Annotated in this window: 11 protein-coding genes and 3 rRNA genes; 7 read left to right on the top strand and 7 right to left on the bottom strand. The window is 42.0% G+C overall.

All coding sequences use genetic code 11. The features are described 5' to 3' along the window. Positions 1-79: 79 nt before the first annotated feature. The 4 genes from uvrD to FLM47_RS00655 are packed head-to-tail and all read left to right on the top strand — an operon-like array spanning position 80 to position 6320. The gene (gene uvrD / locus FLM47_RS00670) at positions 80-2245 is read left to right on the top strand and encodes a DNA helicase II (protein ID WP_008108265.1); all 2166 of its coding nucleotides are present in this window, start codon (positions 80-82) and stop codon (positions 2243-2245) included. Continuing rightward, positions 2223-4313, top strand: coding sequence for a GNAT family N-acetyltransferase (locus FLM47_RS00665; protein ID WP_178954564.1), 2091 nt, complete (start codon positions 2223-2225; stop codon positions 4311-4313). Before uvrD ends, FLM47_RS00665 begins: the two co-directional genes overlap by 23 nt. After that, entirely contained in the window at positions 4282-5406 is a 1125-nt protein-coding gene (locus FLM47_RS00660) for an ABC transporter substrate-binding protein (RefSeq protein WP_178954562.1), read from the top strand. Before FLM47_RS00665 ends, FLM47_RS00660 begins: the two co-directional genes overlap by 32 nt. A gap of 56 nt (positions 5407-5462) precedes the next feature. Next, positions 5463-6320, top strand: a complete 858-nt coding sequence (locus FLM47_RS00655; RefSeq protein ID WP_178954560.1) for a chemotaxis protein — start codon at positions 5463-5465, stop codon at positions 6318-6320. Positions 6321-6554: 234 nt separating this feature from the next. Here FLM47_RS00655 and rrf read toward each other — a convergent pair. From rrf to rhlB, 5 genes are all read right to left on the bottom strand, one after another. Then, positions 6555-6669, bottom strand: a 5S ribosomal RNA gene (rrf, locus tag FLM47_RS00650). 138 nt (positions 6670-6807) lie between these two features. After that, a 23S ribosomal RNA gene (locus FLM47_RS00645) occupies positions 6808-9692 on the bottom strand. Between the two features lie 285 nt (positions 9693-9977). Then, positions 9978-11511: ribosomal RNA gene (locus FLM47_RS00640) — 16S ribosomal RNA — on the bottom strand. The 16S, 23S and 5S rRNA genes sit together here, the layout of an rRNA operon. A gap of 529 nt (positions 11512-12040) precedes the next feature. Then, on the bottom strand, positions 12041-13534 hold the full coding sequence (gppA, locus tag FLM47_RS00635; protein WP_178954558.1) for a guanosine-5'-triphosphate,3'-diphosphate diphosphatase: 1494 nt from the start codon (positions 13532-13534) through the stop codon (positions 12041-12043). Between the two features lie 45 nt (positions 13535-13579). Beyond that, a complete protein-coding gene (rhlB, locus tag FLM47_RS00630; RefSeq protein ID WP_138605404.1) occupies positions 13580-14857 on the bottom strand; it encodes an ATP-dependent RNA helicase RhlB in 1278 nt (425 codons plus the stop codon). Positions 14858-14948: 91 nt separating this feature from the next. Between rhlB and trxA the strand changes: the two genes are divergently transcribed. Both trxA and rho read left to right on the top strand, forming a co-directional pair. Further along, on the top strand, positions 14949-15275 hold the full coding sequence (trxA, locus tag FLM47_RS00625) for a thioredoxin TrxA (protein WP_008109071.1): 327 nt from the start codon (positions 14949-14951) through the stop codon (positions 15273-15275). A 188-nt stretch (positions 15276-15463) separates the two neighbouring features. Further along, positions 15464-16723: a transcription termination factor Rho gene (gene rho, locus FLM47_RS00620; RefSeq protein WP_010392671.1), complete on the top strand. Its 1260-nt coding sequence runs from the start codon at positions 15464-15466 to the stop codon at positions 16721-16723. A gap of 280 nt (positions 16724-17003) precedes the next feature. Here rho and FLM47_RS00615 read toward each other — a convergent pair whose 3' ends face one another. Beyond that, complete coding sequence (locus FLM47_RS00615) at positions 17004-19826, bottom strand: tetratricopeptide repeat protein (RefSeq protein WP_178954556.1); 2823 nt, start codon at positions 19824-19826, stop codon at positions 17004-17006. Between the two features lie 170 nt (positions 19827-19996). Here FLM47_RS00615 and FLM47_RS00610 point away from each other — a divergent pair, with 170 nt between their 5' ends. Beyond that, the gene (locus FLM47_RS00610) at positions 19997-20578 is read left to right on the top strand and encodes a DNA-J related domain-containing protein (protein WP_138571049.1); all 582 of its coding nucleotides are present in this window, start codon (positions 19997-19999) and stop codon (positions 20576-20578) included. A gap of 8 nt (positions 20579-20586) precedes the next feature. Here FLM47_RS00610 and dbpA read toward each other — a convergent pair whose 3' ends face one another. After that, the gene (gene dbpA / locus FLM47_RS00605; RefSeq protein ID WP_178954554.1) at positions 20587-21975 is read right to left on the bottom strand and encodes an ATP-dependent RNA helicase DbpA; all 1389 of its coding nucleotides are present in this window, start codon (positions 21973-21975) and stop codon (positions 20587-20589) included. Positions 21976-22089 lie beyond the last annotated feature (114 nt).

Raw genomic sequence — 22089 nt, 5'->3', positions numbered from 1 at the left:
TTTATAAAAACAGTATTTTATTTAGCCTAACAAAAACACCTGTTATACTGCTCTCATTATTGATTAAAAAGGCGTAACGATGGACGTTTCAGAATTACTCGATGGCTTAAATGATAAACAACGCGATGCCGTTGCAGCGCCATTACAAAACATGCTGGTATTAGCAGGAGCAGGTTCAGGTAAAACTCGAGTATTGGTTCATCGTATTGCCTGGTTAATGCAAGTAGAGCAAGCCTCTGCCTACAGTATTTTTGCGGTAACCTTTACCAATAAAGCCGCTAAAGAGATGCGTTCAAGGGTTGAAGAAACTCTAAAAGCCCCTGTTGGCGGCATGTGGATTGGTACTTTCCATGGTTTATCGCACCGAATTTTACGGGCACATCACCGTGAAGCAAATTTACCTGAAGCCTTTCAAATTTTAGACTCAGACGATCAGCTTCGCATGATCAAGCGCTTGTTAAAATCGATGAATATTGATGATAAAAAATGGCCAGCCAAACAGTTTGGTTGGTACATAAGCGCTAAAAAAGACGAAGCTCTGCGCCCTAAAGATATTCAGGCATACGATATTAACGAGCAAATGATGCTGCGCGTTTACGCAGCCTATCAAGAAGCTTGTGATAGAGCGGGCCTAGTTGATTTTGCTGAAATATTACTACGTAGTTATGAGGTTCTTAAAAACAACCCAACCCTGCTTCGTCATTATCAGCAGCGCTTCGCACACATGCTAGTAGACGAGTTTCAAGATACCAATACTATTCAGTATGCATGGCTAAAATTACTTGCGGGCGACACTAGTAGTATTATGATTGTAGGTGATGATGACCAAAGTATTTACGGTTGGCGTGGCGCTAAAATTGAAAATATCAAACGCTTTTTAACAGACTTTGATGCAGAGACGATTCGCCTTGAGCAAAACTATCGCTCGACTGCCACTATTCTTAAAGCGTCTAATGCACTTATACAAAATAACTCCGAGCGTATGGGTAAAAGCTTGTGGACTGACGGTAACGACGGCGAGCCAATTTCTATTTATGCTGCCTTTAACGAGCTAGATGAAGCGCGCTTTGTGAGTAGCAAATTACGCAGCTGGCTAAATGCCGGAAATGCGCTACAGGATGCGGCTATTTTGTATCGTAGTAATGCGCAATCGCGGGTACTTGAAGAAGCGATGCTACAAGAAGGTTTAAAATACCGAATTTATGGTGGTATGCGATTCTTCGAACGTCAAGAAATTAAAGATGCCCTCTCATACTTACGCTTAGTGGGTAACCGCCAAGATGATGCCGCATTTGAGCGTGTAATTAATACCCCAGCCCGTGGGATTGGCGACAAAACATTAAGCCATATACGTGACTGCGCTCGCGCTGAATCTTTGCCGCTTTGGTATGCTGCTAAAGCCATTGTAGAACAACAGCATTTATCGGGTCGAGCATCAGGAGCTGTTGCAAAGTTTGTCGAACTTATTGAGCATATTGAAGATAAAATTAGTGACTTAACGTTGCATGAGCAAGCTAAATACGCGATTCAAACCTCAGGGTTAATGGCTATGTATCAGGCTGAAAAAGGCGAAAAAGGCCGCGCTCGAGTAGAAAACTTAGAAGAATTAATTAGTGCCTGCGATCAGTATGAACTCCCTGAAGAGGAAGAGTTTAGCTCGCCACTACAAGGCTTTTTAGCTTATACCTCACTTGAATCTGGCGAAGGCCAAGCCGATGAGCATGAAGACGCCGTACAAATGATGACGCTTCACTCAGCTAAAGGTTTGGAGTTTCCTTTAGTGTTTATGGTCGGTGTTGAAGAAGGTATGTTTCCATCTCAGCAAAGTAATGAAGAAACCGGCCGTTTAGAAGAAGAGCGCCGTCTTTGTTACGTGGGTATGACCCGCGCTATGGATAAGCTGTATATAAGCCATGCCGAAAGCCGCCGTTTATATGGCCAAGAGAAATATCACAGCCCATCGCGCTTTTTACGTGAAATACCCGAAGACTGCGTAGAAGAAATTCGCATTAAAACACAAGTATCTCGCCCGCCTGCAGCCGGTCGCTTTAGCGCATCGGTTAGCCATGCTGCATTTGAAGAAAGCGGATTTAACTTAGGTCAACGCGTGCTGCATGCAAAGTTTGGCATTGGCACCGTACTCAACTACGAAGGCAGTGGCGCACAATCTCGCGTACAAGTTAACTTTGACGACTTAGGCAGTAAGTGGTTAGTAACAGCTTATGCAAGATTACAAGCCGTTTAACCACGTTGTAGAGCGTGTACAGCAACAACTTGCGTATGCGAAACATCGCCAGTTACTGCTGCTTACAGGCGATAAAAATTGGTGTTATGAGCAATGTACTCAGCTGCTTGCTCATTTGCAGCACCCTTCTTTTGTACTGTCAAAAAGCACTCATTTAATTAATGCACATTGGCCAGAGCATACCCACCAAATTTTAGGGCAAGAGTGCGCCCATGCTGTTTATGACGGCTACAGTGGACTGGTGCCAGATAAACTAGCTGCGCTTAGTGGCGTTGTGCAAGCAGGTGGTTTTTTAATTATATTGCTACCCGAACTTAAAGAACTTGAACACTGGTGTGATGACGCCCTTCCCTTATTTCAATCTTTTGGGCAAATGCACCCTTACAGCTTTTTTAACCAACGCTTAGCTCACTTACTAAGCAAAACTACTTTACTGCATTTTAGCCAGCAAAATGGTTGGCAGTGTATTACCGGTACGAATCTATCAACTGGTGAAATTGACTTTACCGAGCAACAACAGTGTATTGAATTAATAATAAAAACAGCAAACGGACGAGCAAATCGACCATTATTAATTAATGCAGATCGGGGAAGAGGAAAATCAGCCGCATTAGGTATTGCAGCAAGTAAACTCAGCGATAAAAACATACTTATTTGCTCTATGCAATTTCGTGCTTTGCACAGTAGTTTTAAGCACTTAGCGAGTGCGCTTGATATAGAATATCAAGCTGGCGATAAACACATTGCAAACATGCACTATGTGGCGCCTGATCAACTACTGAACGAACAACCGCAGTGCGATTTGCTATTAATTGATGAAGCAGCAGCAATCCCTGTTCCAATTCTCATAAAAATTCTTCACCTTTATCCTCGCGTGGTCTTTTCAAGCACTATGATTGGCTATGAAGGTAATGGTCGCGGTTATATTTTAAAGTTTACTCGTTACCTCAAAACGCATTTTAAAAACATGCGTAGCATCAGTCTTGAGCAGCCAATCCGTTTTGCAAAGCACGATCCTTTAGAGCTGCACCTTCGTACACTCTTAGCTTTGGATGCAGAACATCACAGCGCTAGTTTGAATACTGCTCCCCTACAATTTAAGCATCTGCAAGCAAATCAACTTACTAACGACGAACCACTGCTTCATCAAGTTGTTGGCTTACTAACACTGGCACATTATCAAACCAGTGTGAATGACTTACGTCACTTACTAGATGCCGCTGGGCAACGCCTATTTGTTTGTCAACAAGGTGATAATATTCTTGGTGTGTGTTTAGTAGCGATAGAAGGTGGCTTTACTACATCGTTGAGTAATGAAGTAGTGCAAGGTAAGCGCCGTCCTCAAGGGCACTTAATGGCGCAAAGCCTTGCACAATTAAGCTTTAACCCTGAGGTATTAAAACAATACTGCGCTCGCGTGGTGCGAATTGCCATTGACCCAGGGCAGCACAATAAGCACCTAGGAACACAATTACTTCATTACTGTGAACAGCAATTACAGAAAGAGTGTGATTGGTTTGGTGCTAGCTTTGGTGCTAATGCGCAATTACTTAGTTTTTGGCAAAATAATGACTTTAATTTGGTAAAGCTGGGTTTTCAAAAAGATAAGGCAACGGGTGAACATAGCGCATTAGTTATTAAGAGCTTAACTAAAAATGACCAACTACTAGAACAATTAACAGCCCAGTTCGAAGCTGATTTTCCTTTGCAATTGCTCAGCCATTTTAGTCAGCTAGATTATAAACTGGTAGCAAAAATTGTTTCACGCTTTAATACCCATACCATCAGCATAGCCGATCAATCAAGATTAAAGTCTATGTTAACAAGTGACTATCAGCTCTTTAATATTAAACCTTTACTATGGAGGAGTTTTTGGGCATCTCCTCTTAGCTTGCCAAATGATGAGGATAATTTCCAATCTGTTTTTATTAGGCTAGTATTACAAAATTGGACACCTAAAAATATCCAAACTGAGCTAGGTTTGAATGGCACCAAGTCATTTAATATATTATTAAAAAAGGCTGTAGATAACTGGTATGAGCGCACTTCGCATAATAATACACCTTAGCATTGCCTCTGTCGCATTAGCCTTAGGGCAGCCTATAGCCTATGCAGAGCAAGATAATAGCAAAGTTATTAAACTTGGTATGTCTACAGCGCTTAGCGGACCGGCTCAAAATATTGGCCTACAGTTGCATAAAGGCAGTAGCATTTACTTTAACAAGGTTAATAATGCTGGTGGTATAAACGGTGCTCAGATACAACTTCTAGTTGCTGACGATAACTACGAACCAAAGCAAACCGTTAATAATACCCGTACTTTTATTTATACCGACAAAGTCGATGCACTGTTTGGTGCTATGGGCACCCCAACTAGCCACGCTATTATACCTTTACTAGAGCAGTCACAAACCCCGTTCATAATGCCTTTTAGCGGGGCGAGCTTCCTACATGATAAATCACGCGCTAACATATTTAATCTAAGAGCCAGCTATAATGACGAAGCCGCAGAGCAAATTAAATACTTAGTAGAGGAGCGTAAACATACAAAGATAGGGCTATTTATTCAAGCAGATGAGTTTGGCTTGTACGTCGAATCAGGGCTAAGAAAAGAGCTAGCAAAATATCAACTTTCGCCTATAAAAGTCGCGCGTTACCAACGTAATAGTCATGATGTAGCTTCAGCGCTTAATGCCTTACAAGCCAGCGGGGTGACAGCTATCTGTTTAGTTGGTACCTATGCGCCACTTGGTGAGTTTATAAATAGTGCATATGCGAAGAACTTTACCCCAGACTATACTAGTGTCTCTTTTGTACCTAGCTTTGACTTATTTGATGAAGTAACTTCTCCCTCTCATATTATGGTTACTGAAATTGTTCCCAATCCACTCACTTGTAGCGATGATTTTTGCAATGAGTTTTTAGCTGATATGCAAGCAAGCAAGATTACAAAACCCAATCGTCTTCATTTTGAAGGTTATATTAATGCCATGGCATTTAGTAAGGCAGCGGCAAGCTGCAAATTACCACTTAAACACTCGTGCCTAATGAATGAGCTTAATTCACTGTTAATAAATGATAAAATAATCAAAAAGCTTTTTCTTGATATTGAAAATAAAAATAAACGTAATGTATATCGCTCTTATTATGTGAATAAATAAGTACCTTCCAAATATTGTTCTATTCTTAATATACAAACTAAGTATGTGAGGAAACTATGGACTTAATTAACTTTAAAGTGGGTTATAAAACCATTTCACTTAAGATTCTTGATATCTTATTGACGGAACAATTTAATAATAACCTCACGGTGTTACCTAACGACAATAAAAGCTTTTTGGGCGTTAAAGATTATATGGGGATCCCAACCCCAGTATTCGACCTTGGAATTATTTTAAATGGAGTCTCTACGGAGCACAGTAACTTAGATGCTTTAAAACAACTTAAATCTTGGCAAAAACAACTAATCGCTTGGTTTAATAAATTAGAGCAAGAACTACTCGTTTCGCAAAGCTCGTTAAAAACAAATCAGTATGAGCTTACTGATTTTGAACAGTTTTATACCGAGTTTAAAACGGATAATGATGAATTAAAAAATACCATGTCACGCTTTGATAACCCGTTTAAATCGCTCCTAAACAAATTGACCAGTGCGATAGATGCATATAAACAAGGCAACAATAAACAAGTCGGTACTCAACTTGAGATTATAAGAAGGCATGAACTTATTCACCTAGAGCGTTTATTTGACTCGGCAATAGAGCAAATCACTTTAGATTATAAACCTATTATTGTTTTTACTACTAAAGATGGGTTGAACCCTCATATAGGCCTGTTAGTTGATAAAGTGGAAGATAATATTGAATATAAAAAAGAGGATATTAAACCACTAGATAAGCTCACTGAAGTTGGTTTTGATATTGACCCCCAAACAAGAAACATGATGTATGGTCTAATTAAGCTTGCTGATAAACATAGTGTACTTATTGATCCTAGCGCAATATTTAAGCCCAAAGAGCTTGAACCATCTAGCAGCGCTCAAGAGCAAGAAACTGAAGCCTATGGACTGTTTTAAGAATGCTTCCTTTACACCCGTAAAAGCCCGACTCTTTTAAATCAGGCTTGCTTGTATTTAGAGTCGGTGCGCTATTTTTCCCATGGGTTTCGTAATACTCAACCCATGCTACGGTTGTCTGATTAACGCAGTGCAACTGATAGCTGACGGCTGACGGCTGACGGATAATATTTTCACTTTTCTTCAGACGTAAAAAAGCCCGACTCTTTTGAGTCGGGCTTTCTCTTATTTGGAGCCTGGTAATGACCTACTTTCACATAACAAATGCTACACTATCATCGGCGCTGTTTCGTTTCACTACTGAGTTCGGCATGGGGTCAGGTGGGTCCAAAACGCTATTGTCACCAAGCAAATTTGGGTGTCAGTCCGTATCGCTACGCACTAACTAAAATTTGGAATTTCTGATAATAAAAGTTTTCAGTAATCTACTTTAGTCTATTAACTTCTTCGCTTGTTTCACTATCACATAAAACGCGTTTGGCGTTGTATGGTTAAGCCTCACGGGTAATTAGTACAAGTTAGCTTAATGGCTCACACCACTTCCACATCTTGCCTATCAACGTTGTAGTCTTCAACGGCCCTTCAGAGACTTTAAAAGTCTAGTGAGAACTCATCTCGAGGCCTGCTTCGCGCTTAGATGCTTTCAGCGCTTATCAGTTCCGAACGTAGCTACCGGGCAATGCCATTGGCATGACAACCCGAACACCAGCGGTTCGTTCACTCCGGTCCTCTCGTACTAGGAGCAACCCCTCTCAATTCTCAAACGCCCACGGCAGATAGGGACCGAACTGTCTCACGACGTTCTAAACCCAGCTCGCGTACCACTTTAAATGGCGAACAGCCATACCCTTGGGACCGACTTCAGCCCCAGGATGTGATGAGCCGACATCGAGGTGCCAAACACCGCCGTCGATATGAACTCTTGGGCGGTATCAGCCTGTTATCCCCGGAGTACCTTTTATCCGTTGAGCGATGGCCCTTCCATTCAGAACCACCGGATCACTATGACCTACTTTCGTACCTGCTCGACGTGTCTGTCTCGCAGTTAAGCTGGCTTCTACCATTACACTAACCGTACGATGTCCGACCGTACTTAGCCAACCTTCGTGCTCCTCCGTTACTCTTTGGGAGGAGACCGCCCCAGTCAAACTACCCACCAGGCACTGTCCGTAACCCCGATTCAGGGGCCAACGTTAGAACATCAAAACTACAAGGGTGGTATTTCAAGGACGACTCCACAAAAACTAGCGTCTCTGCTTCAAAGTCTCCCACCTATCCTACACATGTAGGTTCAATGTTCAGTGCCAAGCTGTAGTAAAGGTTCACGGGGTCTTTCCGTCTAGCCGCGGGTACACAGCATCTTCACTGCGATTTCAATTTCACTGAGTCTCGGGTGGAGACAGCGTGGCCATGGTTACACCATTCGTGCAGGTCGGAACTTACCCGACAAGGAATTTCGCTACCTTAGGACCGTTATAGTTACGGCCGCCGTTTACCGGGGCTTCGATCAAGAGCTTCTCCGAAGATAACCCCATCAATTAACCTTCCGGCACCGGGCAGGTGTCACACCGTATACGTCATCTTGCGATTTTGCACAGTGCTGTGTTTTTAATAAACAGTCCCAGCCACCTGGTCACTGCGGCTCCAATCAGCTTAGAGAGCAAGTCTCATCACCAATCGGAGCGTACCTTCTCCCGAAGTTACGGTACGATTTTGCCTAGTTCCTTCACCCGAGTTCTCTCAAGCGCCTTAGTATTCTCTACCTGACCACCTGTGTCGGTTTGGGGTACGATTCGGTATAATCTGAAGCTTAGAGGCTTTTCCTGGAAGTATGGCATCAGCAACTTCATCACCGTAGTGACTCGTCTCGTGTCTCAGCCTAACAGCAACCCGGATTTACCTAAGTCACTAGCCTACACACTTTCACATGGACTACCATCGCCATGCTTGCTTAGCCTGCTCCGTCCCCCCATCGCAATTATACCAAGTACGGAAATATTAATCCGTTTCCCATCGACTACGCCTTTCGGCCTCGCCTTAGGGGTCGACTTACCCTACCCTGATTAACATGGGATAGGAACCCTTGGTCTTCCGGCGTGCGGGTTTTTCACCCGCATTATCGTTACTCATGTCAGCATTCGCACTTCTGATACGTCCAGCATACCTCCCGGTACACCTTCAACCGCTTACAGAACGCTCCCCTACCACTCAGAATAAATTCTGAATCCGCAGCTTCGGTGCATAGTTTAGCCCCGTTACATCTTCCGCGCAGACCGACTCGACCAGTGAGCTATTACGCTTTCTTTAAAGGATGGCTGCTTCTAAGCCAACCTCCTGGCTGTCTGGGCCTTTCCACATCGTTTCCCACTTAACTATGACTTTGGGACCTTAGCTGGCGGTCTGGGTTGTTTCCCTCTTCACGACGGACGTTAGCACCCGCCGTGTGTCTCCCGGATATTACTTTACGGTATTCGGAGTTTGCAAAGGGTTGGTAAGTCGGGATGACCCCCTAGCCTTAACAGTGCTCTACCCCCGTAAGTATTCGTCCGAGGCTCTACCTAAATAGATTTCGGGGAGAACCAGCTATCTCCCGGTTTGATTAGCCTTTCACTCCTAACCACAGGTCATCCCCTAACTTTTCAACGTTAGTGGGTTCGGTCCTCCAATTGATGTTACTCAATCTTCAACCTGCCCATGGCTAGATCACCGGGTTTCGGGTCTATACCTTGCAACTATTCGCCCAGTTAAGACTCGGTTTCCCTACGGCTACCCTAATCGGTTAACCTCGCTACAAAATATAAGTCGCTGACCCATTATACAAAAGGTACGCAGTCACCCTCGAGGGGCTCCTACTGCTTGTACGTACACGGTTTCAGGTTCTATTTCACTCCCCTCACAGGGGTTCTTTTCGCCTTTCCCTCACGGTACTGGTTCACTATCGGTCAGTTGGGAGTATTTAGCCTTAGATGATGGTCCACCTATATTCAGTCAAAGTTTCACGTGCTCCGACCTACTCGATTTCACTTAAAATGCGTTTTCATGTACGGGACTATCACCCTGTATCGTGGCACTTTCCAGAGCCTTCCATTAACACATAATAAGCTTAAGGGCTGTTCCGATTTCGCTCGCCGCTACTATCGGAATCTCGGTTGATTTCTTTTCCTACGGGTACTTAGATGTTTCAGTTCTCCGCGTTCGCCTCGTTAACCTATGTATTCAGTTAACGATACCTGCAAGCAGGTGGGTTTCCCCATTCGGAAATCCTAGTCTCAAGTGCTTTTTACTAGCTTGACTAGGCTTATCGCAAGTTAATACGTCCTTCATCGCCTCCAACTGCCAAGGCATCCACCGTGTACGCTTAGTCACTTAACCATACAACCCAAACGGGTCTTTGTTTTGTGACAGTTTAACTTCGCCAGAAGTTAATATTGAATACTAAAGTAGATACCAATTAATCCGAGGATTAAATGGCACTGAATGATACTGCTATCATTCTTTTTTACTTTTGAAAACTCTGTACAAATACAATGTATTCATACGAATTTTATTATCAGCTTTTCCAAATTTTTAAAGAGCATATTAATTAGTAAACTCAAAGAGCAAACTAACTAACAATCATCTGTGTGGACACTACGAACAAATAAGTTCTAAATCGTATAAGGAGGTGATCCAGCCCCAGGTTCCCCTAGGGCTACCTTGTTACGACTTCACCCCAGTCATGAATCACTCCGTGGTAAACGTCCTCCCGAGGGTTAGACTATCTACTTCTGGAGCAACCCACTCCCATGGTGTGACGGGCGGTGTGTACAAGGCCCGGGAACGTATTCACCGCGTCATTCTGATACGCGATTACTAGCGATTCCGACTTCATGGAGTCGAGTTGCAGACTCCAATCCGGACTACGACGCACTTTAAGTGATTCGCTTACTCTCGCGAGTTCGCAGCACTCTGTATGCGCCATTGTAGCACGTGTGTAGCCCTACACGTAAGGGCCATGATGACTTGACGTCGTCCCCACCTTCCTCCGGTTTATCACCGGCAGTCTCCTTAGAGTTCTCAGCATTACCTGCTAGCAACTAAGGATAGGGGTTGCGCTCGTTGCGGGACTTAACCCAACATCTCACAACACGAGCTGACGACAGCCATGCAGCACCTGTATCAGAGTTCCCGAAGGCACCAAACCATCTCTGGTAAGTTCTCTGTATGTCAAGTGTAGGTAAGGTTCTTCGCGTTGCATCGAATTAAACCACATGCTCCACCGCTTGTGCGGGCCCCCGTCAATTCATTTGAGTTTTAACCTTGCGGCCGTACTCCCCAGGCGGTCTACTTAATGCGTTAGCTTTGAAAAACAGAACCGAGGTTCCGAGCTTCTAGTAGACATCGTTTACGGCGTGGACTACCAGGGTATCTAATCCTGTTTGCTCCCCACGCTTTCGTACATGAGCGTCAGTGTTGACCCAGGTGGCTGCCTTCGCCATCGGTATTCCTTCAGATCTCTACGCATTTCACCGCTACACCTGAAATTCTACCACCCTCTATCACACTCTAGTTTGCCAGTTCGAAATGCAGTTCCCAGGTTGAGCCCGGGGCTTTCACATCTCGCTTAACAAACCGCCTGCGTACGCTTTACGCCCAGTAATTCCGATTAACGCTCGCACCCTCCGTATTACCGCGGCTGCTGGCACGGAGTTAGCCGGTGCTTCTTCTGTCAGTAACGTCACAGCTAGCAGGTATTAACTACTAACCTTTCCTCCTGACTGAAAGTGCTTTACAACCCGAAGGCCTTCTTCACACACGCGGCATGGCTGCATCAGGCTTGCGCCCATTGTGCAATATTCCCCACTGCTGCCTCCCGTAGGAGTCTGGGCCGTGTCTCAGTCCCAGTGTGGCTGATCATCCTCTCAAACCAGCTAGGGATCGTCGCCTTGGTGAGCCATTACCTCACCAACTAGCTAATCCCACTTGGGCCAATCTAAAGGCGAGAGCCGAAGCCCCCTTTGGTCCGTAGACATTATGCGGTATTAGCAGTCGTTTCCAACTGTTGTCCCCCACCTCAAGGCATGTTCCCAAGCATTACTCACCCGTCCGCCGCTCGTCAGCAAATAGCAAGCTACTTTTGTTACCGCTCGACTTGCATGTGTTAGGCCTGCCGCCAGCGTTCAATCTGAGCCATGATCAAACTCTTCAATTAAAAAGTTTTATGTCTTTCGACAGCTCAATGAATTCTGAATTTATTTAATATCTTTCGATATTGAATTGACTGTGCTGCAATTCCTACCGAAGTAGTTATTGCTGTTGGTCACTCAGTTTCAATTGAGACTCTAAATTTGTTTGCCTCACTACCTAAGTAGCTTGGCTGTTAGAACTCAATCTGTACGAGTGCCCACACAGATGATTGCTTTATATTGTTAAAGAACGTTGCGATTAAAGCGTTAAACTTTATCTCGCTAGGGCTGCGCATATTACGCTTTCCTATTTTTTTGTCAACACTTAATTTTGCTAAACTTGAAAGTTTTCAGAACTAAGTTTTACTCGACTCACTGAGTAGCTCGTGCCTCGCTATGCGTTGCGCTCTGCCGTCTCAGTGGGGTCGCATTATAGGGAGATCCGAAAACAGATCAACCCTTTTTTGAATAAAACTTGAAATAAATGACTGTTCGCTGGATATTTAGCCTAAACGCTCATTTTAACCACTAAAAACTACGGAAAAGTAGGTTTAACTAGCTAACTTTAAGTTTCCAACCGCATTTTTTCTGATATTTAATCTCTTGATTTAGTTCACTTGCCATCAGCGGATGCTTTTTTAACCAATTATTTTCAAATTGAATCGCTAACTCTTCATTCTCAGCTGTTATCTTGAAGTTTGGCAACACGTCATCTTGTCGGCGCATCGATAAAATAACAGCAATACGTAATAGTCGAACAATATACGCAGCAACACTACTATGTGCACCTAAATGATCTAAGCATCCTTTTTGAAGGTCTGAGCGATGGCTATGTGCTATAGCAACAATTACTTTATGCTCTGATTGCGAAAAACCAGGCATGTCGGTATTTTCTAAAATATAAGCGGTGTGTTTATGGTACTGCTTATACTCTATTAACAAACCTATTTCATGCAGCTGCGCGACGGCATTTAAAAGCGGCAATCCACTTTGCGCTGCAACCGGCCAGTACTGACTGACTTCATTAGCTAGCAGTAATGCTAAACTTGAAACTCGAGATGCTTGCTTTTGATCAACATGATAACGATTCATAAAACCATCAATAGTGCGTTGACGAATGTCGGTATTATGAAGCTCCGGTAGCATGCTATATAAAACACCTTCACGAAGAGCACCACCCGCTAACCCCATTTGTTCTATTTCAAGAGACTCAAATAGTGCAATTAAAATAGCCAGCCCAGATACAAACACTAACCGTCGCTCTTCACTTAACCCAGGCAAGTCGAGTTCAGCTATTGTTTTATAGGCTATGGATTGTTGTTTGATGGTGTATAGCTTTTCAAGGGTGAGCATTTCATTTAAATTTTGTGCCACCATAATTTCTTGAATAGCTTGCACAGTACCTGACGCACCAGAGGCAAGTTGCCAACCAGCCGTTTTATATTCAGGTGCTATTTCATCAATAACATTTCGTGCTGCTTTTATCGCAGCATTAAAGTTTGCTTCATTTAATTGGCAATCTTTAAAGTAGCGTTCGAGAAAAGTCACGCAGCCAATATTAAGGCTTTTATAGTGACGCGCTTCAAAACCTTGGCCAATAACAACCTCAGTACTCGCTCCACCAATATCAATAACCAGCTGCTTGCCAGTACATGAAGAGGTATGCGCAACCCCTTTATAAATAGTTCGCGCTTCTAGCTCGCCACTAATAACATTCACTTTATGCCCTAATATTTCTTCAGCACGTAGTTTAAAGTCGTCGGCGTTGGTTGCTAAGCGAAGTGTTGCAGTGGCAACAATGGTGATGTTCTGCGTGGGAATATCTTGCAACCGCTCTGCAAACAAGGCCAAACACTCCCAGCCTCGTTGCATAGCCTCTAAGCTCAATAAATTATTATCATCAAGCCCAGCTGCGAGTCTTACTTTACGTTTCACGCGCCCTATAGTTTGCAGGCCGCCCGCCATTGACTTAGCAATAAGCATATGAAAGCTATTTGAGCCTAAATCAATGACTGCATATACATTTTTTTGCGGTTTAAGTTGCCCCACCGTTCAAAAACCTCTAGTTACAAATACAATCAAACTAACGGTCGGTTAAGACCGTCCTTTTTGGTAACCATTATTTGGGCGACGTCCGTTGTTATTACTACGATTACGTGGACCAGTAGAAAAATTACGCTTTCTATGAATAGTCGGCTTCGTTAAATCATCTAGCAATGCACTTTTATCGTAATGTGATAATGGAATGCTGTGCTCAATGTATTCTTCAATTTCATGAAGGTTATAAGCATATTGCTCACACGCAAAACTAATTGCATGACCTGAAGCGCCTGCTCGAGCTGTACGACCAATGCGGTGAACGTAATCTTCGCAATCGTCAGGTAAGTCAAAGTTAAATACATGACTTACTTCTGGAATATGTAAACCACGTGCAGCAACATCGGTAGCCACTAAAAAGTCTAGCTCGCCTTTACTAAATTGCGCGAGTATTGACTGGCGTTTCTTTTGGTTTACATCACCGGTGAGCATGCCCACGCGATGTCCGTCTGCTTTTAACCATGCATATACGGTTTCACAGCTATGCTTAGTATTTGCAAAAACAATGGCTTTCTCAGGCCATTCTTCTTCAATCAAGGTTAACAACAGCTTAATTTTATCTTCTTGTGAAGGATGAAATAGCTCTTCTTTAATACGTTTACCTGTTTTTACATCGGGCTCTATTTGCACATGCTCAGGGTTAGTCATGTGTTCAAATGCAAGCTCTTGTACACGGTACGATAGCGTAGCAGAGAATAATAAGTTTAAACGCTCTGACGTATCTGGCATACGACGGAACATATAACGAATATCTTTAATAAAACCCAAATCGAACATACGATCGGCTTCATCTAGCACGACTACCTCAATTTCATTAAGGGTGTAACAGCCTTGCTTATATAAATCGATTAGGCGACCTGTGGTGCCAATTAAAATATCAACGCCTTTTTCTAGTTGTGCACGTTGTTTTTCGTAATCTTCGCCACCATATACTAAACCTAAGTTAAGATTACAGTGCGGCGCTAAAATTTTTGCATCTTTGTGTATCTGAATCGCAAGCTCCCGAGTTGGGGCCATGATCAGGGCTCTTGGATGTTTACTAGGTGCTTTGCTAGATTGTAATAACCGGTGGCACGTGGCAGTTAAAAATGCCAACGTTTTGCCAGTACCTGTTTGTGCTTGGCCCGCAATATCGCGCCCTTCACAAATAAAAGGTAGGCATTTAGCTTGAATGGGTGTGCAATATTCAAACCCACTTTCGGTTAACCCGGCAACCACTTCCGGTGCAATAGCAAAGTCTGAAAACTTTTTATCGGTCAAATGTGTCTTAGTCATAGCGTTTAAGCATAACGTTTAAACTTGCAATAAGAAACAAGAGTGTTTAAATACGCACTAAATATTTCGCCTAACTAAACCGGAGAGCGCAATGAGCGAGAAAATAATCCAAATTACCGACGATAGCTTTGAAGCTGACGTATTACAATCAGACAAACCTGTACTAGTAGACTTTTGGGCAGAATGGTGCGGACCGTGTAAGATGATCGCCCCAATTCTAAGCGAAGTTGCTGATGAGTTTGATGGCCGTGTAACTATCACTAAATTAAACATTGACCAAAATGCAGGCACACCACCAAAGTTTGGTATTCGTGGTATCCCTACACTACTACTTTTCAAAGATGGTCAAGTAGCTGCAACTAAAGTAGGCGCACTATCAAAAACACAATTAGTTGAGTTTTTAGAAAATAACATCTAATAAGTGTTAATTAAAAAAAGGGCTCTCAGCCCTTTTTTTATAATTTATTTTGCAGAAGTACTGGACGCTGCTGTAATGACCTGCTAGTTTATAAAGCCAACTAATCCTTAGTTATATTCAACGAACCTCACTCAACGATCTAATAAAGCGATTTTGAGTATGACAACTGTAATAAAGAACCCACCAATATGCATTTACGCGAATTAAAAGACAAGTCTATAAAAGAGCTTGTAAACCAAGCTGAGTCCATGGGGCTCGAAAACGTAGCCCGTTTGAGAAAGCAAGATATCATTTTTGCAATTCTTAAATCACACGCCAAAGGCGGAGAGAATATCTTCGGTGGTGGTGTTTTAGAAATTTTGCAAGATGGTTTTGGCTTTCTAAGATCATCAGAAGCTTCTTACTTAGCAGGCCCAGATGATATTTATGTATCTCCGAGTCAAATTCGCCGCTTTAGTATGCGTACTGGCGACTCTATTTCAGGTCTTATTCGTCCACCAAAAGACGGTGAGCGTTACTTTGCTTTGCTTAAAGTAAATGAAGTTAACTTTGATAAACCTGAAAACTCTCGCACTAAAATCCTTTTTGAAAACCTAACCCCACTTCATGCAAACGAACGTTTTCGTATGGAACGCGGTAACGGCAGTAAAGAAGATATTACCGCACGAGTTCTTGATTTGGCATCACCAATTGGCCGCGGCCAACGTGGATTATTAGTAGCACCGCCAAAAGCGGGTAAAACAATGTTGCTACAAAATATTGCGCAATCAATCACACATAACCACCCTGACGTTACATTAATGGTTTTACTTATTGATGAGCGCCCGGAAGAAGTTACTGAGATGCAACGCCTAGTAAAAGGTGAAGTTATTGCATCAACATTCGATGAGCCAGCTTCTCGCCACGTGCAAGTTGCGGAAATGGTTATCGAAAAAGCAAAGCGCTTAGTTGAGCATAAAAAAGATGTGGTTATCTTGCTTGATTCAATCACCCGTTTAGCACGTGCATATAACACGGTTATTCCATCATCAGGTAAAGTACTAACCGGTGGTGTAGATGCTAATGCGCTTCATAAACCTAAGCGTTTCTTTGGTGCTGCACGTAATGTTGAAGAAGGCGGTAGCTTAACAATTATTGCAACGGCCCTTATTGATACCGGCTCTAAAATGGATGAAGTTATCTACGAAGAGTTTAAAGGTACAGGTAACATGGAACTACACCTTAACCGTAAAATTGCGGAAAAACGTGTATTCCCAGCTATCGACTTTAATCGCTCTGGTACACGCCGTGAAGAGTTACTCACTAAGCCAGATGAACTACAAAAGCTGTGGATTTTACGTAAAATAGTACATGACATGTCAGAAATTGACGCCATGGAATTTTTAATTGATAAACTATCGATGAGTAAAACCAACGATGAGTTTTTTGATTCGATGAAACGTAAGTAAGCTAAACTCTAGTTAAATCAACGTTTTTAAATAAAAAAGACACCAAATGGTGTCTTTTTTGTTTTTAGAGTAGATTAACCTGAACTCTGGTTAAGAGATTTACTAACATATTGAATCAAAAAAATATTTGTGCTTATTTTTATCTAGCTAGAGATTTTTAGTGAAAACAAGGCGAAATTACGCGTCAATAGCTCGCCTATTGCAAATAAATTCAACGCAGTTAGCGCTGAAAATAGCTGCTTGAGATGGATTTATTATCCGGAGTTCAGGTTAAGTTAATTTATTCGTATTTTTTAAACAGTGCCTGTAAGTTATTCACTAATGTTGTTAGCCTTTGCGTATTTATTTGTGGCTGAAGTAATTCATCGTCTAGCGCTTTTGCCGCTAAGGCTATGTCTTTAAACTCGAACATTTGTGCCGCCCCTAACACTCGATGGCTATCTTTTTGCAGCGCCTGATAATCAGCATCTTTAAAGTGTCGCTTAATAAGCTCGCTTTCTTCGGCTAAACTTTGTTGAAAGCTCGTTACTAAATCACTCATATCAACATGAATCTGTTCAGTTGATACCTCTGTATTTGCAGCATTTAAGTATTTTGCTAGCACAGTATAAAAAGACTCTTTATCGATTGGCTTTGCTAAATAGTCACTAAACCCAAGTGATAGGTAATGGTCAATTTCGTGGCTCATGGCATTGGCCGTTAATGCTAAAATAGGCTGTTCATAACCACATTGCTTGAGTAGTTCAAACGCAGAAATACCATCCATAACTGGCATTTGAATATCTAACAGTACTAAATCTGGGTATAGCTTTAAACTTTGTTCTACTGCTTGCTCACCGTTTTCAACGGCAATCACTTCCAGCCCAAGAGAATGTAAATAACGACTAATCAGTTTGCGGTTATCACTGTGATCTTCAGCAAGAACCACTTTACCCGATAATAATCTATGTCGATCATCAGACTTTGCTTGCTGATCGTCATGGCAAACTTGCTCTTCAACTTGTATACAGGGCAAATAAAATGAAAACTCACTGCCTTTTTTAAACTCACTCTGCACACTTATATAGCCACCCATCATCGCCGCCAATTGCTGCGACAAGCTCAAACCTAGTCCTGTGCCACCAAAACGTCGACTAATACTGTTATCGGCTTGGCTAAAGCACTCAAAAATAAGTTTAAGTTGAGATGAGCTCATACCAATCCCAGTGTCTTTAATCGAAAAGAGTAACCCTTGCTCGGTTTTACTAACACCAATAGTTACTTGCCCTTTATGAGTAAACTTAATGGCATTAGCACATAAATTAATAAGAATTTGTTTTACTCGCATTAAATCTAATCGCGTAAAATAGGATTTTTCTAACTGGCAATCTAAAACTAACGATAAGTCTTTCGCTTTAGTTTGAGGAGAAAACATAGCGTGAATATCGTTGATAAGCTGCACCACATCAAAACAACTAATATTAAGTTCTAACCGGTTTGCCTCTATCTTACTTAAGTCCAACACATCATTAATCAAGCTTTTTAAATGCTCACTTTGACGTTGTATTACTCTAAGCTCATCTTGTAACTGTTCCGGCTTATATAGACCATTAATAAGATCATCAGTTTGTGCCAAAATAGCAGTTAACGGTGTTCTAATTTCATGGCTTATATTCGCTAAAAACTGGCTTTTCACCTCGTTTGCTTCACGCAGCTCCTGTGCCACACTTTGTAGCTCTTTGGTACGCTGTTCAACTTGTTCGCTTAACTTTAACTTAGCTTGCTTTTCTGTTCGGCGCTTATAAACAGCAATTACCGTAATTAAAATTAATATGGCAACAATCACCAACAAAAACGTTAACTGTGAACGTTTAGCTATTTGCAATTCTTGTAAGTATTGTTGTTGTTTTAATTGTTTAATTTCTTGGTTTAGCTGATTCGATTCAAACTGGATTTGAAATTGACTGACCGCTTTTGAGGCTTCTTCGGTATTCACACTACGCTGATAATCAACGTACTGTTGGTGTAAATTTAGCGCTTTTTCATAATCCCCTAAGCTCGCATTTATTAGTGCTTCAATTCCTAAGCCATCTTTAATACGCATGCCATTATTGTACTCTTTGGCAAGGGTAATTGAGTGCTCTGAGGTTTGTTTGGCACTTTGCGTATCACCTTGTACAAATTGAACAATTGACAACACATGTAACGCTGCCGCCAATAAAGACTTATTATCTGCCTCTATTGCAAATTGTTGGCCCGCATTAGCGTGATAAAAGGCAACATCAAATTTATTTAGCTTAAGGTTGATGGTGGCTAAATTTGTATGCTTAGTAGAAAGTTGAAACGCATTATTAACGCTTTGATAGTAACGTAAGGCCAACTGATTATAATGCAGTGCTAATTGGTACTGTCTCGATTCTGTGTAAGCTACTCCCATATTACCGTATGCTTGGGCAACACCGTCTTCATCGCCAAGTTCTTGAAAAACTTTTAAAACCTCACGGTACATCTCAAGAGCTGACTCATATCGAGAGAGACGAATATAAATACCGGCAATATTATGTAATATATCGGCCTTATCTTGTGCGCTTCCCTCTTTTTCATAAATTACTTTGGCTTGTTGATAATAATCAAGAGCTAGCTCCATGTTATACATATCAAAATAAGCAAGCCCGATATTACTAAGTAAATTAGCCTGCTTTATCGGACTTTTAAGCGCAATTGCGATGTTTAACGCGCGGCTATAATCAACGACCGCTTGTTGCACTAACCCTTGATAATAAAGCACAACTCCTTGCATTTTAATCGCACGAAAGAAAAGTTTAGGCTGATCTTTTAACGTACTACTGGTCTCTAGCAATTTAAAATATTTTAGTGCATTGGCTAAATCACTTTGCGCAAAAGCCAGCTCAGCTAAATCGCTATAAATAGTAATGCGTTGTAAATTTGGAACATCAGGGTTCGATAAGATATCGGTTGCAAGGCGATGCTTTTCAGGCCATGCTTGTTCAAGGTTAAACTGCTCAAACAAACTTGGCTGCTCATTTGATAAAGCGTCATTTGATGCACTACTTAAAACAGCCAAAAAGCCAATAAAGCAGATGCGCTTTAACTGAGTCAGCATAAAAATATCCTTAAATCCTTGCTAGCCATAACAAAACGACACCCAAACCAAGTATAAACATCTAATTTAGACCAATTCAAAACAGGCACTCACGCCCACTCCTTGGGGTTTAATGTTATTTGGGTATATGATAATTTATCCAAGATACACTAATTAATAGATTGTAAACAATGCTTAACCCTCTGATAGATGAGATTTTTGAACTATTAATCAATAAAAAAGTGTGGATGGTTCATACTTTAGCATCTGAGTTAAAACAACGTGGGTTTCTTGATACTTTAGCTGCCGAGCCTGAGCGCGACCTATTTAAGCGCAATTTTTTAATTATGAATGCGCTTTATCAGCTACAACAGCAATTAATGCCAAAACAACAATTAGTCGTTAAAAGCTTACATATTGAACTAGTAAACAGTTCCAGTTATAACCAACTACATCCTAACGATCCACTACGCGACTATTATTTAAACTGGCAAAATTTTGAAACATCTACGGATGAAGTCAAGGCGTTATTAGATAGCTTTTGGCAGCAATTTAGTAGGCCTACTTATCGCGAAATTCCGCTGAGTAATGAGCAGCAACAACAACTGCTGGTGCGTTGGCAATTAACATCGCCAGTCACACTAAAAGCATTACAAAAGCGTTGGCGACAACTTGCAGTGCAGCATCATCCAGATAAACAAGGAGGTGACAATGAGGTGTTTAAACAACTAAAAATAGAGTATGAGCAACTCAAGGCGAGTTGCTCAGATTAGATCGAGAGTTAACGCGTTAGCCGACGAGCACGAATTTTACGTCCTTTAATATTACCTTCGGTTAATTTGCGTAACGCTGGTTTAGATGAGTTACGCTCTACCGCAACAAATGCCACGTTATCAAGTACGTTGATTTTACCAACTTGGCGCCCAGCAACACCGTCTTTTCCGGTTAATGCGCCTAAAATATCACCCGCGCGCACTTTTTGCTTTTTGCCTGCATCTATCATCAGCGTCACCATTTCAGGTTTGTATGGCGGCTTATCTAATAGGTTATAAGATGGCATTGGCTCAGGATTAAAGTCACGCTCGTAATGGTCGCCAATTTGAGCCACTTTAAATTGCTCTGCCTCACCATAAATAGAACACGCAATCCCTTTTTTACCTGCTCGTCCGGTACGGCCAACACGATGTACATGAGTTTGTGGATCGTGAGCTAAGTGATAGTTAATTACCATGTCCATATCATCAATATCTAAGCCTCGTGCAGCTACATCAGTAGCGACTAAAATAGACGCACTCTTATTCGCAAAATGAATCAGTGTACGCTCACGGTCACGTTGCTCTAAATCACCATGCAATGCTACCGCACTAAAGCCTTCATCGGCTAAGTCATCACATACTTGCTGCGTTTCTACCTTGGTATTACAAAACACCACACAGCTTTGCGGGGTAAATTTAAGAAGTAGTAGCTTAAGGGTTGGATAGCGCTGTTTATTATTATCCATTTTGTAGAAGTATTGCTTAATCGTGCTTTTTTCTTGCTGCTCTTCTACTTTAATCATTTCTGGATTACTAAGTACACGCTTAGCAATGGCTTCGATTGATTTTGGAAAAGTAGCGCTAAATAACAACGTTTGACGATTGGTTGGAATGCGTTCAATTATGGCATCGAGGGTGTCTTGAAAACCCATATCAAGCATTTGGTCGGCTTCATCAAGTACCAGGGTTTCAACATCATCTAAACGCAATGTACCTTTACGAATATGATCGTCAACTCGCCCCGGTGTACCTACAATAATATGCGCACCATGTTCGAGTGAACCAATTTGCGGCCCAATTGAAACCCCACCACACAAAGTTAAAATCTTAATGTTATGAATACCACGCGCTAGTTTACGCATCTCAACCGCCACTTGCTCTGCAAGCTCACGAGTTGGGCATAATACTAGCGACTGAATACGAAAGCGTTTTACATTTAGCTTGGCTAAAACGCCTAAACTAAATGCCGCTGTTTTACCTGAGCCTGTTTTGGCTTGGGCAATAATATCTTTGCCACTTAAAACAGGCGGTAGGCTTTGCGCCTGTACAGGCGTCATTTGGGTGTAGCCAAGCGTTGATAAATTATCAACTAACCCTGAAGGTAAGGCCAACGATGAAAAAGCAGTTGCAGTCACAGTAAATTCCATAGCAAAAAATAACTTGAGAAAAGTCTCAATTAATATGCGGCTAATAATAGCAGAATTAACAATTAGCAACCATTAGCAACGTACGATTAAAAGTTGCAATAA

Origin of the sequence: Pseudoalteromonas sp. Scap06 (genome assembly GCF_013394165.1) — a bacterium.
Taxonomy (GTDB): Bacteria; Pseudomonadota; Gammaproteobacteria; order Enterobacterales; family Alteromonadaceae; genus Pseudoalteromonas.
This window is presented reverse-complemented; position numbering and strand designations above follow the sequence as displayed.

Excerpts from the sequence above, each read along its gene's own strand:
- uvrD (WP_008108265.1), top strand. The coding sequence starts at position 80 with ATGGACGTTTCAGAATTACTCGATGGCTTAAATGATAAACAACGCGAT.
- FLM47_RS00665 (WP_178954564.1), top strand. The coding sequence starts at position 2,223 with ATGCAAGATTACAAGCCGTTTAACCACGTTGTAGAGCGTGTACAGCAA.
- FLM47_RS00660 (WP_178954562.1), top strand. The coding sequence starts at position 4,282 with ATGAGCGCACTTCGCATAATAATACACCTTAGCATTGCCTCTGTCGCA.
- FLM47_RS00655 (WP_178954560.1), top strand. The coding sequence starts at position 5,463 with ATGGACTTAATTAACTTTAAAGTGGGTTATAAAACCATTTCACTTAAG.
- rhlB (WP_138605404.1), bottom strand. The coding sequence starts at position 14,857 with ATGACTAAGACACATTTGACCGATAAAAAGTTTTCAGACTTTGCTATT.
- trxA (WP_008109071.1), top strand. The coding sequence starts at position 14,949 with ATGAGCGAGAAAATAATCCAAATTACCGACGATAGCTTTGAAGCTGAC.
- rho (WP_010392671.1), top strand. The coding sequence starts at position 15,464 with ATGCATTTACGCGAATTAAAAGACAAGTCTATAAAAGAGCTTGTAAAC.
- FLM47_RS00615 (WP_178954556.1), bottom strand. The coding sequence starts at position 19,826 with ATGCTGACTCAGTTAAAGCGCATCTGCTTTATTGGCTTTTTGGCTGTT.
- FLM47_RS00610 (WP_138571049.1), top strand. The coding sequence starts at position 19,997 with ATGCTTAACCCTCTGATAGATGAGATTTTTGAACTATTAATCAATAAA.